The 16,050-nt window shown below is 57.0% G+C and carries 14 protein-coding genes; 10 read left to right on the top strand and 4 right to left on the bottom strand.

Annotated elements, in window-relative coordinates; genetic code table 11:
- Positions 1-376 precede the first annotated feature (376 nt).
- Positions 377-1,786: a type I glutamate--ammonia ligase gene (gene glnA, locus C2E25_RS05595; RefSeq protein WP_103114800.1), complete on the bottom strand. Its 1,410-nt coding sequence runs from the start codon at positions 1,784-1,786 to the stop codon at positions 377-379.
- Positions 1,787-1,865: 79 nt separating this feature from the next.
- Positions 1,866-2,204, bottom strand: a complete 339-nt coding sequence (locus C2E25_RS05600; RefSeq protein WP_085009841.1) for a P-II family nitrogen regulator — start codon at positions 2,202-2,204, stop codon at positions 1,866-1,868.
- A 490-nt stretch (positions 2,205-2,694) separates the two neighbouring features.
- Here C2E25_RS05600 and C2E25_RS05605 point away from each other — a divergent pair, with 490 nt between their 5' ends.
- The 10 genes from C2E25_RS05605 (at position 2,695) to lpdA (ending at position 15,140) form a co-directional block, all read left to right on the top strand.
- The gene (locus C2E25_RS05605) at positions 2,695-3,780 is read left to right on the top strand and encodes a cache domain-containing protein (RefSeq protein WP_103114801.1); all 1,086 of its coding nucleotides are present in this window, start codon (positions 2,695-2,697) and stop codon (positions 3,778-3,780) included.
- Between the two features lie 36 nt (positions 3,781-3,816).
- Positions 3,817-4,932: a two-component system sensor histidine kinase NtrB gene (locus tag C2E25_RS05610; protein WP_103114802.1), complete on the top strand. Its 1,116-nt coding sequence runs from the start codon at positions 3,817-3,819 to the stop codon at positions 4,930-4,932.
- A complete protein-coding gene (locus C2E25_RS05615) occupies positions 4,910-6,037 on the top strand; it encodes a response regulator (protein ID WP_158247143.1) in 1,128 nt (375 codons plus the stop codon). The genes C2E25_RS05610 and C2E25_RS05615 overlap by 23 nt, the downstream gene beginning before the upstream one ends.
- Before the next feature lie 30 nt (positions 6,038-6,067).
- Positions 6,068-6,745 (top strand): hypothetical protein, encoded by a 678-nt coding sequence (locus C2E25_RS05620; RefSeq protein WP_103114804.1) that lies wholly within the window; start codon positions 6,068-6,070, stop codon positions 6,743-6,745.
- Positions 6,746-6,749: 4 nt separating this feature from the next.
- Positions 6,750-7,106: a roadblock/LC7 domain-containing protein gene (locus tag C2E25_RS05625; protein WP_103114805.1), complete on the top strand. Its 357-nt coding sequence runs from the start codon at positions 6,750-6,752 to the stop codon at positions 7,104-7,106.
- Positions 7,107-7,193: 87 nt separating this feature from the next.
- Positions 7,194-8,735 carry a DUF4301 family protein gene (locus tag C2E25_RS05630; RefSeq protein WP_158247144.1) on the top strand — a complete coding sequence of 514 codons (1,542 nt, stop codon included), beginning with the start codon at positions 7,194-7,196 and terminating at the stop codon, positions 8,733-8,735.
- Positions 8,736-9,038: 303 nt separating this feature from the next.
- Positions 9,039-9,359, top strand: a complete 321-nt coding sequence (locus C2E25_RS05635; protein ID WP_103114807.1) for a cytochrome c3 family protein — start codon at positions 9,039-9,041, stop codon at positions 9,357-9,359.
- Between the two features lie 342 nt (positions 9,360-9,701).
- Positions 9,702-12,389 (top strand): pyruvate dehydrogenase (acetyl-transferring), homodimeric type, encoded by a 2,688-nt coding sequence (gene aceE, locus C2E25_RS05640; RefSeq protein WP_103114808.1) that lies wholly within the window; start codon positions 9,702-9,704, stop codon positions 12,387-12,389.
- Positions 12,390-12,400: 11 nt separating this feature from the next.
- The gene (locus C2E25_RS05645) at positions 12,401-13,732 is read left to right on the top strand and encodes a 2-oxo acid dehydrogenase subunit E2 (protein ID WP_103114809.1); all 1,332 of its coding nucleotides are present in this window, start codon (positions 12,401-12,403) and stop codon (positions 13,730-13,732) included.
- Positions 13,733-13,742: 10 nt separating this feature from the next.
- On the top strand, positions 13,743-15,140 hold the full coding sequence (gene lpdA, locus C2E25_RS05650) for a dihydrolipoyl dehydrogenase (RefSeq protein ID WP_103114810.1): 1,398 nt from the start codon (positions 13,743-13,745) through the stop codon (positions 15,138-15,140).
- Positions 15,141-15,182: 42 nt separating this feature from the next.
- Here lpdA and C2E25_RS05655 read toward each other — a convergent pair whose 3' ends face one another.
- Positions 15,183-15,692: an ADP-ribosylglycohydrolase family protein gene (locus C2E25_RS05655; RefSeq protein ID WP_233189348.1), complete on the bottom strand. Its 510-nt coding sequence runs from the start codon at positions 15,690-15,692 to the stop codon at positions 15,183-15,185.
- The gene (locus tag C2E25_RS17780) at positions 15,595-15,888 is read right to left on the bottom strand and encodes a hypothetical protein (RefSeq protein ID WP_233189349.1); all 294 of its coding nucleotides are present in this window, start codon (positions 15,886-15,888) and stop codon (positions 15,595-15,597) included. The genes C2E25_RS05655 and C2E25_RS17780 overlap by 98 nt, the downstream gene beginning before the upstream one ends.
- Positions 15,889-16,050: the final 162 nt, after the last annotated feature.

A 16,050-nucleotide genomic window follows, 5' to 3' on the forward strand; every position in this document is an offset into this window, starting at 1 on the left:
GTCCCTGTCATCAAGACACAAAGCCCTTGCAAAAAAGGGGGAGACCATATACGTGAGTTCCTGTTGGATGGAGAGTGCAAGTGCCTGGTCTGGATGAGATTTCCAAAAATCTGAAGCGCACCCATAGGTTCGTTGGTGATTTTTGGGAAGCTCAGGCAGGTCAATGACTTGCGCTGTCCGCCGACAAGGTACTCACTGATTCAGGATAAATCAAGACGCAGCCCAATGAGTGCGGAGGCGTAGCGGCAGCTACGTCGCACAAGCGAAGCGGGCCTGCAACGCAGAGTTGATGAAAAAGCCGGCGCTCACACGACAAAAAAAGGCCCCCTGCGGATCAACCGCAGGGGGCCTTTGTCTGAAGACGGGATAAAACGAATCAGCAGTCGAAATAAAGCGCGAACTCGGTCGGAGTCGGCCGGTTGCGAACCGGAGCGATCTCGTTCTCGGTTTTGTACTCGATCCACATGTCGATGACATCCTGAGTGAAGACGTCGCCCTTGAGCAGCCAGGCGTTATCCTCCTTGAGAGCGGTCAAGGCCTCGTCAAGAGAGGTGGCAACCTGCGGAACATCCTTGAGCTCCTCGGGCGAAAGGCCGTAGATATCCTTGTCCAGCGGCTGGCCCGGATCAATCTTGTTCTCGATGCCGTCAAGACCTGCCATCAACTGGGCGGCAAAGGCGAGGTAGCCGTTGCAGCTCGGATCGGGAGTCCGGTACTCGACCCGCTTGGCCTTCTCGTTGTTGGTCGACGGAATCCGCAGCGAAGCGGAACGATTGCGGTTCGAGTAGGCCAGGTTGATCGGCGCCTCGAAGCCGGGGACCAGGCGCTTGTAGGAGATGGTGCTCGGGTTGGTGAAGGCGCACAGGGCCTTGGCGTGCTTGATGATGCCGCCGATATAGTAGAGAGCGGTCTTGCTCAGTCCGCCGTAGCCGTCACCGGCGAAGAGGTTCTTGCCGTCCTTCCAGATCGACTGGTGGCAGTGCATCCCGGAGCCGTTGTCATTGAAGATCGGCTTGGGCATGAAGGTCACGGTCTTGCCGTTGCGGATGGCGACATTCTTGATGACATACTTGAACCACTGCAGGTTGTCCCCCATCTTCAGCAGCGAATCGAAACGCATGTCGATTTCGGCCTGCCCGCCGGTGGCGACTTCATGATGCACGGCCTCGATATTCAGGCCGACTTCCTGCAGCACCTGAACCATCTCGTTGCGCAGGTCGATCATCGAATCGGTCGGAGCGACCGGGAAGTAGCCTTCCTTGTTGCGCGGCTTGTAGCCGAGATTGGGGAATTCCTCGCGGCCGGTGTTCCAGATGCCCTCGACCGAGTCGACGCTGTAGAAAGACTGGTTCTGTTCCAGACTGTAGCGGACATCGTCAAAGATGAAGAACTCCGGCTCGGGGCCGAAGTAGGCGGTGTCACCGATACCGGACGATTTCAGATAAGCTTCCGCCTTCTGGGCAATGTAACGGGGATCGCGGGAGTAACCCTCGCGGGTCAGGGGGTCGACAATATTGCAGATCAGGCTCAGGGTCGGGATTTCCGGGAAAGGGTCAACCTTGGCCGTGGCCGGATCGGGCATGATCAGCATGTCGGAGTTGTGAATCGGCTGCCAGCCGCGAATGGAAGAGCCATCGAAGCCGATGCCTTCGTCGAAAATATCTTCGCTGAATTCGGTGATCGGGGTCGAAAAATGCTGCCAGATCCCGACAAAGTCGAGAAATTTGTAATCGACCATCTGGCAATTGTTTTCCTTGGCAAAAGCCACAACTTCTTTCGCGGTCATTGAACTCTCCTTTTTTAAACAAAGAATTTGCCCGCGGCAAAGCGGGCAATGGTGTTGGTGGATGAAAAAAAAGTGACTCCTAAAGAGCCTCTTCCCCCCGTTCTCCAGTACGGATCCGGACAACTTCGTCGACCGGCGTGACAAAGATCTTGCCATCACCGATACGACCGGTCTTTGCCGACTCTTCAATGACCTCGACAACCTTGGCGGCCATATCGTCAGCGACGATGATTTCCATTTTTATCTTGGGAATGAAATCGACGACATATTCCGCACCGCGATAGAGCTCGGTATGCCCCTTCTGCCGCCCGAAACCTTTGACTTCGCTGACGGTAATCCCCTGGATACCGATTTCATTCAACCCTTCTTTTACTTCGTCGAGCTTGAAAGGCTTGATAATCGCCTCGACTTTTCTCATCTAACTACCTCCCCGAATAGATGTTTCTGATTCGTTTTGCCTGTGGCCTGCCGCAGATTTTAGCAATTTCTTTGCCCAAAGCGGCAACAAAACAAACAATTGCAAAAAGGGGTTGTTTTACAGGGAGTTTCGTTGAAAAAAGGTCAAGGAACCCCCCTTCTCTGCCCCTGATTTGTTTTCAGAAATGCACATCATTTAAACAGACTTTTTTAAATCCGTCTACTTTTTAAGCACCTGTTTTTTCCGTGTTCTTCATGCGACCCGAAATCTTGTGTTTTATTTCATCTCAGACCCGGCCCGTGCCGAACCGGCTATATCACCATGGCACAGGCCCAAAAAAGGCGCATAATAGAACACTAATGAAATCCTTGTACTTTTTAACTGTTTGATTTTCATACATTTATCATGATAGCGTTTCAAAATATAATCGGCATCCGACTTGCTCACAGCTTCAAAGTAACTATGTTTTATTCCCCCTCAGGAGACAACAATGGCAGTCCATACCGCCGGACGTTTCGGCATCCTGCAGAAAATCCTGCTGACCACTCTCTGCGTTTCCCTGATCCCCCTGGCCATCATCTGGGCCATCGACAACCAGGGGATCCGGCAATTAACCGGGGAACGGGTTGAACAGCAACTGGCCACGTTCTCGCGCAACCTGGCCACCCAGGTTAATGACTGGGTTACCATGAATCAGAGGATGCTGCTGCAGAATGCCGCCCTCAAGGACGTTGCTTCCATGCGGGCGGATCGCCAGAACCCGGTGCTGCAAACCATCACCAGGAACTACGAATGGGCCTACCTCGCCTTCACCACCGATACCAGCGGTAACAACATCGGCCGCAGCGACGGCAAACGGACCAAATATTACGGCGATCGCGACTACATCAAACAGGTGCTGGCAGGCCAACCGTTCGGCAAGCAGGTTCTGATCGGCAAAACCTCCGGAAAACCGGCACTTGTCCTTTCCGCGCCGATCTACGACCAACGCAGCGAGTTGAACGGGGTCATAGCCATCGCCATGACCCTGAGCGATCTGTCCCGCAACATTACCGAAGCGAGGATCGGTCAAAGCGGCTTTGCTTTTCTGTTGGATGAAAATGGGGAAGTCATAGCTCACCAGTCGAAAAAATTCACCCGCACCCGCGCCGACTTCAGCCGACACCCGGCCTTCCTGGCATTGAAGCAGGGACAACAACAGGCGATCTATCAGGATGAAAGCGGAAACAAGGTCATCGCCTCGATGCAGAAAACCCGTGACGGCTGGGTCGTGATCACCCAGCAGGATTATGACGAAGCCTTCGCCCCGGTCCGGGCCGCAAACCTGCGCGCCATGATCCTGCTGGTGGCGACCCTGCTGGTGGTCATCCTCGTGACGATCCTGGTGTCGAAACGCCTTGCTGAGCCGATTCGCAACCTGACCAGGGCCGCGGACCAGCTGAGCCAGGGCAAACTCGACATCACCATCGAGGGACTTGACCGCAGAGACGAAATCGGCGATCTGGCGCGCGCGGTCGACCGTCTCGGCACCAGCATCAAATTCGCTATTCAACGCCTGAGAAAGAAGGCAGCCTGATCCCCTCCTGACCACCGAACCTAAAAGGGAGCATTAATGCCGCATATCCTCAATAAATCGAGCCGCCGCCCGCCAGACTCCGATGTCCAGCATTCCACCTGGAGTCATGCGGCATTGCTCGACAAACTTGATATCGGTATTATCGTCTTCGATCCCACGACCGGCCGGATCGATTATCGCAACCAGGCTGTTTTCGACATTCTCCGGGATGGCGGTGAGGAACTTGTGGGCAACCAGCTCCTGGAAATGTTCAACCATCCCCAGGGCAAGGAATCCGACCTCACACGGCCAGGAACTTCCCGGACCCTTGAATTCCGGGGACGCATGCTCGGCTTCAGTCAATACTATATTCATGACCGCTGTTACTGTATCTTTGTCCGTGACATCACCGAAAAACTCCGCCTCGAATCGATTGCGCAGGCGGTCAACACCATGGACAATATCGGTTTCATCTTTTCAGGAATCCGTCATGAAATAGGCAACCCCCTCAATTCGATCAAGATGACGCTGATCGTCCTGCGCAACAACCTGGGGAAATTCCCCCCGGAAACCATTGAGGAATATTTCGATCGGGCCCAGCAGGAAATCGGGCGCATGGAATATATGCTGAAATCATTGAAAAATTTCAGTATGTTTGAGAATGTGGAATGCAGGGAAGTCGATCTCGCCCATTTCATGGACCGCTTCCTGCCGCTTCTCTCACGCGATATCGAAAGCAAGGGCATCTCGCTGCGCATCGACGGCTTTGACAATTCGGTCTTCGTCACCATCGATCCCCGGGCACTGCACCAGGCTCTCCTCAACCTGGTGTCCAACGCCGCGGACGCGCTGGCAGACACGGAGAGACCGACCATCGCCATCAGGCTCCGATTCAGCGACCATCTTGCCTGGATTTACGTGGAAGATAACGGCTGCGGCATGACCGAAGATGAGCAGAAAAGACTTTTCCAGCCCTTCTGCACCAACAAGCCGAACGGCAACGGTCTTGGACTGGTCATTGTTCAGAAGCTTTTAACCAAAATGAACGCCAGCATTGATGTCCAAAGCACACCGGGGCGCGGAACCATCATGAGAATCGCCTTGCCGATGTCCGACACCCCGGCAACACAGCGAAATGAGGCGGGCCAAGATGCCGACCATACTCCTCGTTGACGATGAAAAACCGTTCCTGCTCAGCCTGCGCGACGGACTGATCACTCTTGATCGGAATTTCCGTATTCTTACCGCCAACAATGGACAACAGGCGGTTGAGGTTCTCACCGCCAGGAAAGTTGATCTTCTTGTCACCGATCTGAAAATGCCGATCATGGACGGGTTCGAACTTCTGGCCTATGTCAGCCGCTGTCAGCCGGAATTGCCGGTTATCGTCATGACCGCCTTCGGCACTCCGGATATCGAGGCGCGGCTGAGCAAGATCCAGGCCCTGCACTACCTGGAAAAACCACTTGATTTCGACCATCTGACCCGAACTGTCGACAATGCCCTGGCAGAAGAAAAACACAGCTATATCCGTGGCATCACCCTGGCGACCTTCCTGCAACTGGTCCACATGGAACAGAAAAGCTGTACCCTGAAGGTCCATTCAAGAGGAAGAGTGGGCTATCTCTACCTGCGCGGCGGCTCTCTGCTTGACGCTGAAACCGGCGATTTCCATGGCGAAGAGGCCGCCTACCGGATTGTCGCCTGGGATGATGCCGAAATCGAAATGGACAGTATCTGTCGCAAACAGGAAAAAAAGATCGAAGCAACCCTGGAATTCCTGCTCATGGAAGCCTTCAGGATCAAGGACGAAGACGCTGCAGCTGAAACTGACGCCGGCGCGCAACGAAACGAAGGCCTCTCGGAAAACCACTTTGGAAACCTCCTCACCGATAAGGAGGACGCGCCACGAAGCAGCATGAACCCGGCTCAACCTGCATACAATGCTCCGGATAAACTCGACCCGCATCTCCTTGAACGACTTGAAAAAACATCTGAAATTCTTGAATATGCAATTTTTGACGCGAAAAATTTCCTCGAACACAAGAGCAAGGAGCCCTGTTCACTGAGCGGACTGGATCCCAGCTACCTGTTCCAGGTTGGTGAGGAGATGGAAGCCTACGTCGGCTGCGGAACCCTCTCCCATGTCATGGTCAAGGCCGGGCAGAAGAACCGCTTTCTTTTCTTCCGCCACGGCAGCCGCAGGATTGCCATCAGCTTAAAACCGGGCAGTCGCCCGAAACCCGTCATGGAACAATTGGCGGAAGACCTCTTCTGACAAAGACACCATTTGACCCAGGGGGAACACATGCAACAGGCACTCGATGATCTCAAGGCCATCCCGGGAGTGGTTGGCGCGGCCATCTACCAGGCCCAGCAAGGGGTCCTGGCCAACAACCTGCCCGGCCTCTTCAAACCGGAGAAACTGGCCGGCATGGGAAAACTGCTGAACAAGATATTCAGTGCCGGTCGACTCAGTTTCAATGATCTGGCCGAAACCAGTCTCTGCTACGAAGAGGCGACCCTGATCACCCGCGAAATCAGCGAAGGGCGCTACATCATGGTGATCTGTGATCCGGCGGCCAATATGAACCTGCTGAGCATGTCTCTGAAGATGGCCCTGGAGGACCTGCGGCAACCGCGTTCAGCCGCCCCGGCGCAATCCGCCGTGACACCTCCCCCGACAGCCGGTCAGGTCGTGGATCGGCAATCCCCCGAGGTCAAACCGGAAGAACTCATGGCCAAGGGTCCGCTGTCGACACCGATGAAGGGCATGCTGCAGCAGCTGGCCAACGTTATCGGGCCGATGGCGGAGATTCTTTTCCAGGACGCGTTGATCGAATGGAGCAAAACATTCCAGGTGTCGATCACCAATCTGCCGCACCTCGTCGACCTGGTCTGCCGCGACATCGGCGACAACCAGAAAGCCAAGCAGTACCGCGATCTGATCCAGAGCCAACTGAAGCTCGCTGCCGGACAGGGATAACGCCATGTCAAATGCCGACCGTTTTGCCCAGCGTATTGTCCAGATCGACGGTGTCAACCAGTTTGTCCTCTGCCGTCACGATGGGCACGTCATCACCCACAATATGGAGGACTGCGACGACCTGGCCTCCGTTGCCACCATCTGCGGCATAAACGCCCAGGCGATCCAGAAAGCCATCGGCTTCTCCGGCTTTCGCTGCCTGACCCTGAAACGACAGGGACATCACCACTGTCATATTTTTCCCATCGACAAATATTTTCTGGGCATTATCCAAAACCCCGAAACAGCCGCGACGGAACTGGTCGAAGACGTCCAGAAATTTCTCCAGACCCTGGTACGAAAAAAACCGGCACCAGCCTGAAAAGATGTATAAACAACCGCTTGAACTTTTCCCTTCAGAGGGTATCATCAGCCCAGATCGTGAAGATTCAGTTCTATGGAGGGAACCATGCCTTTCACGCAATCCGACCTCGCGCAGATCACCGCCCATGGTTTATCTTTAGCTGAAATTGAACGACAACTCGAACTGTTTCGGAATCCTCCCGAGCCTTTGAGTATCGACCGTGCCTGCACGCCCGGAGACGGCATCAGCCTGTTTGACGCCAGCCGGGAGCGTCCTCTCATTCAGGCCTTTGAAGAGGCCGCGAACAAGGGGCGTTTCAGTCGTTTCGTGCCCGCCAGCGGTGCCGCCAGCCGCATGTTCAAGAATCTTTTTCATTCCGCGGCGGCACTTGAGCAATGGTTGAATGACGGAAATTGTCCCGACTTCCCGTTCCATCAGCAATTTTTCAGGCATTTCTCAAAATTTCCCTTTTACCCCGCCCTGAAAGATTGTCTGCAGAGCAGGCGGCAACAAGATCTTGACCTGCTCCTGCAACAAAGAAACCTGGCTCCGGCCCTGGCCGGACTGCTCGAACCCTGGGGACTTGATTACGCCCGCCGTCCCAAGGGGCTACTCCCTTTTCACGCCTATCCCGACCGGGTCCGAACGCCCCTGGAGGAACATCTTTCCGAAACCCTCAAGCTTGCGGGCGCCGAAGGCGGCCCGGTCCGACTCAACTTCACGGTTTCTCCCGAATTTCTTGAGGATTTCCAACAGGCCGCCCGTCTGGCCGGCGAACAAATCCCTGCTGTCAACAGCCGGCCGATTGCGATCAGTTTCAGCTGTCAGCACTCATCCACCGACACAATCGCCGTCGATCTCGACAACCGGGTTCTCCGCAACGAAAGGGGTGAACTCATCTTCCGCCCGGCCGGTCACGGCGCGCTGCTCGACAATCTTGAAAAATCGGGGGGCGACCTGGTCCTGGTCAAAAATATCGATAATGTTGTTCCCGAACCGCAACAACCCGAGGTCATTCACTGGTGGAAACTGCTCGGGGGAAAGCTGGTCGAGATTCAGAGCCGGGTCCACGCGATTCTGCGCCGGCTTGAATCCAGCGCCAACAACGAGAATTGTCGTGCCGCGGAAACTCTGCTGGAGACACTCGGCCTGCCGGCATCCTCCCACGGGGACAAAGCCCCGCGGTCACGACGTGATCAATTGCTGCAGCGACTCAACCGCCCCATCAGGGTCTGCGGCATGGTGCGCAACAGCGGGGAACCGGGAGGCGGCCCCTTCTGGGTGGCGGGACGAAACGGAACAACCCCGCAAATCGTGGAGATGGCGCAGATCCCGAGGGATGACAAACGAGCGCAACAGGCCCTGGCAGCAGCGACACACTTCAACCCGGTGTTGATGGCCTGCGCCCTTCGGGACCATCATAACCGTCCCTATCGACTGTCCGACTTTGTCGATGAGCAGGCGATCATCATTACCCGCAAATCGGAACAGGGCCTCGAACTCAAGGCCCTCGAACGCCCCGGGCTCTGGAATGGCGCGATGGCCGGCTGGCTGACCCTGTTCGTTGAAGTCCCGGAACAGGTTTTCCAACCGGTCAAGACGGTCAACGACCTGCTCCGCCCGGGGCACCAGGTCACCTGCAATTGATCCGTTGTCATCTGACACAGACCTCTGTACCCCTATGGCCATCAGATGCCTTGCCTCACAGATAGCTCTCAGACACCCTGTATCGCCTTTTTGAAATTGGCACCCCACCGCTGAGAGCCCCATCAGGGCACCATTTCAAACCCGACATAACAGCACCTATCTACCTTGAATCACACGAATTATTATCGACATCGGGCGACATCAAGGCTGATGTCTGGTGAAAAACAAATTGAATATGAGTATACATTAGGCAACATCTCGGACAACATCGTTTTGTCCCATAACTTTTTTCTGGAGGTAGACATGAAACGTTTCATCGCAGTTCTGGTCGCCGTCGGTTTCATCGCCCTCGGTTCCGCCGCCATCAGCTTCGCCGACAATGGCCCCGAAGTCATCAAGCTGCCCGCCAAAATGGGTACTGTGACTTTCCCGCACAAAGCTCACCAGGAGCGTATCGGTGATTGCAAAACCTGCCATCACAAGGGCGTCGAAGCCGGTCCCTGCCGCTCCTGCCATGACGGCAGCAAGGCTCCGAAATTCAAGAATGCCGCTCACAAGCGCTGCAAGGGCTGCCACAAGGAAAAAGGCGTGAGCACCTCCTGCAAGACCTGCCACAAGAAGTAAGCGGGACTCGCATGCAAGCCTGAAAAGGGCGGAACCGGGCAACCGGTTCCGCCCTTTTTTTATTCTGCATCCGTGAGTTCATTGCCGGCGAACCTATGGGTGCGCCTCATATTTTTGAAAATCACATTCAGGTCAAGCACTTGCCCTCTTCATCCGCCATCACACCGCGGATTCAGGATTATTGACAAGATCACAGACCCCACCCCAGCCCTGCGGTTCGGCCAAAACCTCAGCCGTTTCGATTGGAATCGGACAGATTCCGGATAAACTTGAGCAAAGCATTGCAACTCGTCCATGCTGTCTTCCCTCGGCACGGGCATCGCTTGCGGCAAGGAGTCCGGCATGTCCTCAAAAGTACCGGTTGACCCATTTGATCTGGAAGCAACAGAAAACGCCGAATGGCGTGAATCCCTCGACTATGTCCTCCACTCCCAGGGCCCGGACCGGGTCAGACAGATCCTGCGCCTGCTCCAGGTCCTGGCCCAGGAACATGGCGTCAGCATTCCCTTTACCGCCAACACTCCCTACATCAACACCATCCCGCGCGACCGGCAGCCGGTCTATCCCGGAGAGCGGGAGATTGAGCGCCGTATCAAGTCGATCATCCGCTGGAACGCCATGGCGATGGTCGTCCGCGCCAACCAGGAATCGCCCGGCATCGGCGGGCATATCTCGACTTTCGCCTCGGCGGCCACTCTCTGGGAAGTGGGCTTCAATCATTTCTGGCGCGGCCGAACCGAGGATTTTCTCGGTGATATGGTCTATTTCCAGGGGCACGCATCACCCGGAATCTACGCCCGCGCCTTTCTCGAAGGACGCCTGTCCGAAGAGGATTTAAATGGCTTCCGTCATGAACTGCGCCCCGGCAAGGGCGGTCTCTCCTCCTATCCGCATCCCTTCCTGATGCCTGATTTCTGGGAGTTCCCCACCGTTTCCATGGGACTGACCGCCATCAGCGCCATCTACCAGGCACGCTTCAATCACTACCTGGTCGACCGGGGATTGCGCAAGAGGAGCGGCCGCAAGGTCTGGGCCATGCTCGGGGACGGAGAGATGGACGAACCTGAATCACTCGGCGCGATCACCCTCGCCGCCCGTGAAAAACTCGACAACCTGATCTTCGTCATCAACTGCAACCTGCAGCGACTTGACGGTCCGGTACGCGGCAACGGTAAGATCATCCAGGAACTGGAAGCCGCCTTCCGTGGGGCGGGCTGGAATGTGATCAAGGTCATCTGGGGAAACGACTGGGACCGCCTGCTCGAAGCCGACACCTCCGGAAAACTGGTACAGCGGATGGACGAAGTCGTTGATGGCGAAATGCAGCGCTTCACTCTTTCCGCCGGAGCCTACGTCCGGGAACACTTTTTCGGCAAATATCCCGAACTCACGGAATTGGTCAAGGATTACAGCGACGAACAGCTCGGACGCCTGACACGCGGCGGACACGACCCGGACAAGATCTACGCGGCCTACAAGTCAGCCGTTGAGCACCAGGGATCACCGACCGTCATCCTTGCCCAGACCATCAAGGGCTACGGCCTCGGTGAGGCCGGTGAAGGCAAGAACATCACCCACGCCCAGAAGAAGCTGAACGAGGATGAACTGAAAGCCTTCCGGACCCGGTTCAACATCCCGGTGAGCGATCGGGAAATCACCGAAACTCCTTTTTACCGGCCGGCAGAAGACAGTCCCGAACTGCGTTACCTGAGGGAACGGCGCGCCGCTCTCGGCGGAACCCTGCCGAAACGACAGGATGCCGGCTACCCGATGGCCTGCCACACCCGGGAAATCATCAGCGAATATTTTGACGGCTCCGGTGACCGGCCGCTGGCGACCACCATGGCCTATGTCCACCTGTTAACCAAACTGCTCAAGGATCCCGAATTCGGCAAGCTGATCGTTCCCATCGTTCCCGACGAAGCGCGCACCTTCGGCATGGAGTCCCTCTTTCGACAGGCCGGTATCTACAGTCACGTAGGCCAGTTGTACGAGCCGGTCGACAAGGGCAGCCTGCTGTTCTACAACGAAAAGAAAGAAGGTGCGATTCTTGAAGAAGGTCTGAGCGAAGCCGGTTCCATGGCCAGCTTCATTGCCGCCGGGACCGCGCACGCGAATAACGGCGTCCAGACCATCCCTTTCTATACCTTCTACTCCATGTTCGGCTTCCAGCGGGTCGGCGATCTGATCTGGGCGGCCTGCGACAGCCGCGCACGTGGATTTCTCATCGGTGCCACCGCCGGGCGTACCACCCTGGCCGGAGAAGGTCTGCAGCACCAGGACGGCCACAGCCACGTTCTCGCCCTCACGCCAACCCGGGTCAAGGCCTATGACCCGGCTTTTGCCTACGAACTGGCGATTATTATTCACGATGGCCTGACCCGGATGTACTGTCAGCAGGAAGATCTGATCTACTACCTGACGGTGATGAACGAAACCTATCCGATGCCGGCGATGCCTCGAAAAGCCGACATTCCCGAAGGGATTCTCAAGGGGATGTACCGTTTTCACCGATCAACCCTGAAAAAAGCCAGAGGCAAGGTCCACCTGCTCGGCAGCGGAGCCATTCTCAACGAGACGCTCAAGGCGCAGTCGCGGCTTGAAAAGGACTACGCTATCGCCGCCGATGTCTGGAGCGTGACCAGCTACAAGGAACTCTACTGCGACGCGGTGGAATGCGAACGCTGGAACCTGCTCCATCCAGGAAAAAAAGCGAAGGTTCCCTACCTGCGCGGCCTGCTGGAAAATGAAGAAGGCACCTTCGTCGCCGCCAGCGACTACATGAAAGTTCTGCCGGCAATGGTGGCCGGGTGGTTCCCCGGGCCCCTGCACTGCCTCGGCACCGACGGATTCGGCCGTAGCGATGACCGGGCAAGCCTGCGTGATTTCTTCGAAGTTGATGAGCGTTACATCACTCTCGCCGCCCTGAAACAGCAGGTTGAAACCGGATCATTACCAAAATCGGTTCTCACCGCGGCCGCCAGGGACTTGAAGATCAATGCCGACAAACTGAATCCGCATCTGGATTGACAGGGAAAGCCATGAAACAGGAAATCAAGCTGCCGGAAGTTTCCGAGGGGGTCAGGGTTGGAACCGTCACATCGTTGCTGGTCGCCGTCGGCGACCAGGTGAAAAACGACCAGACCCTGCTCGAACTTGAAACTGACAAGGCGGTGGTCGCCATTCCGTCACCACTGGCAGGAACGATCAGCGAAATTCATATCTCCGAAGGGGATGTTGTTGAAATAGGCGCCACTCTCATGTGGCTCGAAACCGCCGGCGAAGCCGCCGAGACGAAGGCTGAGACCGGGATGCTCCCGGAGACACCGCCTGCCGAAGAACCGCTGGGATCTCCGACTGAAACCGAGACAACGGTGCCGCTCCCTCCCCCACCCCTCCCGCCACACCATCCAACGGCGGCGCCGGTTGACCTGACAGGCATCCGCCGCGACGACCGCGTCGCCCCGGCGTCCCCCACCGTCCGACGCATGGCCCGCGAACTCGGCGTCGACATCTACCAGGTCCAGGGAAGCGGCCCCGGCGGGCGCATCAGCATTGAAGACGTCCGCGCTTTTGTCAAGACAACCATGCAGCGTGCCACCGGGGGCGGCATCACCCCGTCCGAATTTCCCGGGCTGCACGCCCAGCGCCCCCTTCCCGACTTCAGCCGATTCGGCACCTCCACCCGCGAACCCCTCTCCCGGATTCGCGAATTGACTGCTGATTCCATGAGCTACGCCTGGTCCACCATCCCGATGGTGACCCAGTATGACAAGGCGGTCGTCGGTCCCGTCGAAGAGTTCCGCCAGGCCCGCAACAACGGCACCGGTCCGAACGGCAAGCTCACCATGACCGCCATCCTGATCAAGATCTGCGCTGCCGCACTGCGAGTCTTTCCGAACCTGAACAGCGCCCTCGACCTTGCCGAGCGCGAGTTGCTGCTGCACGATTTCATCAATATCGGCGTCGCCGTTGATACTCCCGACGGTCTGCTGGTTCCGGTGTTGCGCAATGTTGACCGTAAGGGGATTGAAGCCATCGCCGGGGAATTGAATGACCTGGCTGATCGTACCCGCAGGCGCAGGATCAAGCCGGAGGAACTCGAAGGCGGCACATTCACCATCAGCAATCTCGGCGGCATCGGCGGTACCGCCTTCACCCCCATCGTCTACCCGCCACAGGTCGCCATCCTCGGAGTCTCGCGGAGCGAGATGCAACCGATCTGGAACGGAACCGGGTTCGAACCACAGCTGGTCTTGCCCCTCAGCCTGAGCTATGACCACCGGGTCATCGATGGCGCCGCCGGCGCAAGGTTCCTGCGCTGGATCTGTGAAACCCTGGAACAGCCCCTGAACCTGGTCATGAAGAACTGAAAGGCCCGCCATGAATGATCCCATCCCCCCGCAATCCCAACTGGTCGTTATCGGTGCCGGACCGGGCGGTTACAGTGCCGCCTTTCGCGCCGCCGAACTCGGCCTGCAGGTCACTCTCATCGACCCCGGAGAACGGCCCGGTGGTGTCTGCCTTTATCGCGGCTGCATCCCCTCCAAGGCCTTGCTGCATGTCGCAAAACTGATCTCAGAAACTGAAGAAGCCGAATCGATCGGAGTCAGGTCCGCAAAGCCGACGCTCGAAGTGCAAAAAATCCGTGCGTGGAAAAACGGCGTCATCGAAACCCTGACCAAAGGGTTGGGCGGCAAGGCCGACAAACTGAAGCTGACCACCATTTGCGGCACCGCTCGTTTCAAGGACAACCACACTCTGCAGATCTCCACGGCCACAGGTGAGGAGGGGCAACTTGTTTTCAAGCAGGCGATCATTGCCACCGGCTCCCGTCCGGTCCTGTTGCCCGGAATACAAACCGGAAAAAGGATCCTGGACTCGACCGGCGCTCTCGAACTGGCCGATATTCCCAAAACCATGCTGGTCATCGGCGGCGGCTACATCGGCCTGGAACTGGGTTCCGCCTATGCCGCGATGGGGACCCGGGTCTCAGTCGTTGAAATGACTGCGGACCTGCTTCCCGGCTGCGATCGGGACCTGGTTTCGGTCCTTAAACGCCGCCTGGATAAGAACTTCAACGAGATCCTGCTCAACACCAGGGTCATGGAACTGAAAGAACAGAAAAACGGCGTTGCCGTAACATTCGAGGATAAAAAAGGGAAACAAAGCAGGAGACGATTCGATAAAGTCCTCATGGCCATCGGCCGCAGGCCCAACAGTGAAGAACTGGGGCTGGACAACACGTCCATAAGGATCAACGAGAAAGGCTTTATCGTCGTGGATGGCCGGCAGCGCACAACGGAGGCCGGTATCTTCGCCATTGGCGATATCGCCGGGGAACCGATGCTGGCACACAAGGCCTATGGCGAAGCCCATGTCGCCGCGGCGGCGGCTGCTGGCCAAAATTCGATCTTCGACCCACGCGCGATTCCGGCCGTGGTTTTCACCGACCCGGAAGTTGCCTGGTGCGGGCTGACCGAAACCGCGGCACGGGAGAAGAACCTTAAGGTCAAAACCGCCAAGCTCTCCTGGCGTGGAAATGGGCGTGCCTTAACTCTGGGACGTCATGACGGCATGACCAAACTGATCGTCGACGCGGAGAACGATCGTCTCCTGGGCGTCGGACTGGTCGGACCGGGAGCGGGGGAACTGATTGCCGAAGCGGTGCTGGCTCTGGAGATGGCGGCGACCGGGGAAGATCTGCGCACCGTCATCCACCCCCACCCCACCCTGTCCGAGACGATCTTCGACGCAGCGCAGATGTTGTTCAGGGGGTGAGGTTCGAGGCTCAAGGCTCAAGGCTCAAGGCTCATGTTGTGATTAAGCCCGGGAGACAAGTGTTTCTTCAAACGTTTGGAGAATTTCCTGCATGTCCGGCGGGAGGAAAGGCCTGACGCGGGTGCGAATGGATTCCGGGACCGGGCCATAACAGGCTTCGGCGATGGAACCGGCGATGGCGGCCTGGGTGTCGGCGTCGCCGCCGAGGGAGATAGCGTTGCGGATGGCGTTTTCAAAACTATCCGCTTCGAGAAAGCAGATGATTGCTTCGGGAACCGACCCCCGGCAACTGACATCGAAGCGATAGCCGGGCCGAATCTCCGCCAGGGTGCGGCTCAGATTGTAGTTGAAGTTTTTCTCGATAAATTGTTTCACAGCAATCTTTTTTTCACCCTTTCGCGCCAGCCAGATCGCACTCGCCACGGCCTGGGCGCCCTTGACCCCTTCCGGGTGATCATGGGTTGCTGCCGCGCTCCGGGCCGCCTCCCCGAGCACCGTCTCCAGTTCCCCGCACCATTCCCCAACGGATGAAACGGGCGCCGTAGCCGGCATCCGGATAACGCCGGAACCAGTCCCTGAGGCTCTCATCATAGGGACGATCGTTCAGCAGCGCATCCGCCACGGCGCAGGTCAGCACCGTGTCATCCGTCAACCGGCACTGCGGTGCGAACAATGCAAAATCGGTTGATTGGGTCGGATGATGTTCAAAACGGGAACCGATGATGTCACCGGCAATGGCACCGAGCATTGGTTATCTCTCCGTTTTTTCTATGGGGATGAAACTCTCAGGCCAACTCCCCCAACGTTGTCGTTCTCATCGCCTTCATCCTTGACCCGGTTGTCGTAGTCAACAACGGCCAGAACCTGGTAGCTGCCGTCCACCGTCCCGTTCGGGATCGATGCATTCACG

Origin of the sequence: Geothermobacter hydrogeniphilus, assembly GCF_002898515.1 — a bacterium.
Classification (GTDB): domain Bacteria; phylum Desulfobacterota; class Desulfuromonadia; order Desulfuromonadales; family Geothermobacteraceae; genus Geothermobacter_A.

Bases quoted from the DNA above. Each gene is read 5' to 3' on its own strand.
- C2E25_RS05605 (WP_103114801.1), top strand. From the start codon at position 2,695: ATGGCAGTCCATACCGCCGGACGTTTCGGCATCCTGCAGAAAATCCTG.
- C2E25_RS05655 (WP_233189348.1), bottom strand. From the start codon at position 15,692: ATGCCGGCTACGGCGCCCGTTTCATCCGTTGGGGAATGGTGCGGGGAA.
- C2E25_RS05635 (WP_103114807.1), top strand. From the start codon at position 9,039: ATGAAACGTTTCATCGCAGTTCTGGTCGCCGTCGGTTTCATCGCCCTC.
- aceE (WP_103114808.1), top strand. From the start codon at position 9,702: ATGTCCTCAAAAGTACCGGTTGACCCATTTGATCTGGAAGCAACAGAA.
- C2E25_RS05630 (WP_158247144.1), top strand. From the start codon at position 7,194: ATGCCTTTCACGCAATCCGACCTCGCGCAGATCACCGCCCATGGTTTA.
- C2E25_RS05645 (WP_103114809.1), top strand. From the start codon at position 12,401: ATGAAACAGGAAATCAAGCTGCCGGAAGTTTCCGAGGGGGTCAGGGTT.
- C2E25_RS05625 (WP_103114805.1), top strand. From the start codon at position 6,750: ATGTCAAATGCCGACCGTTTTGCCCAGCGTATTGTCCAGATCGACGGT.
- C2E25_RS17780 (WP_233189349.1), bottom strand. From the start codon at position 15,888: ATGCTCGGTGCCATTGCCGGTGACATCATCGGTTCCCGTTTTGAACAT.
- C2E25_RS05615 (WP_158247143.1), top strand. From the start codon at position 4,910: ATGCCGACCATACTCCTCGTTGACGATGAAAAACCGTTCCTGCTCAGC.
- lpdA (WP_103114810.1), top strand. From the start codon at position 13,743: ATGAATGATCCCATCCCCCCGCAATCCCAACTGGTCGTTATCGGTGCC.
- C2E25_RS05610 (WP_103114802.1), top strand. From the start codon at position 3,817: ATGCCGCATATCCTCAATAAATCGAGCCGCCGCCCGCCAGACTCCGAT.
- C2E25_RS05620 (WP_103114804.1), top strand. From the start codon at position 6,068: ATGCAACAGGCACTCGATGATCTCAAGGCCATCCCGGGAGTGGTTGGC.
- glnA (WP_103114800.1), bottom strand. From the start codon at position 1,786: ATGACCGCGAAAGAAGTTGTGGCTTTTGCCAAGGAAAACAATTGCCAG.
- C2E25_RS05600 (WP_085009841.1), bottom strand. From the start codon at position 2,204: ATGAGAAAAGTCGAGGCGATTATCAAGCCTTTCAAGCTCGACGAAGTA.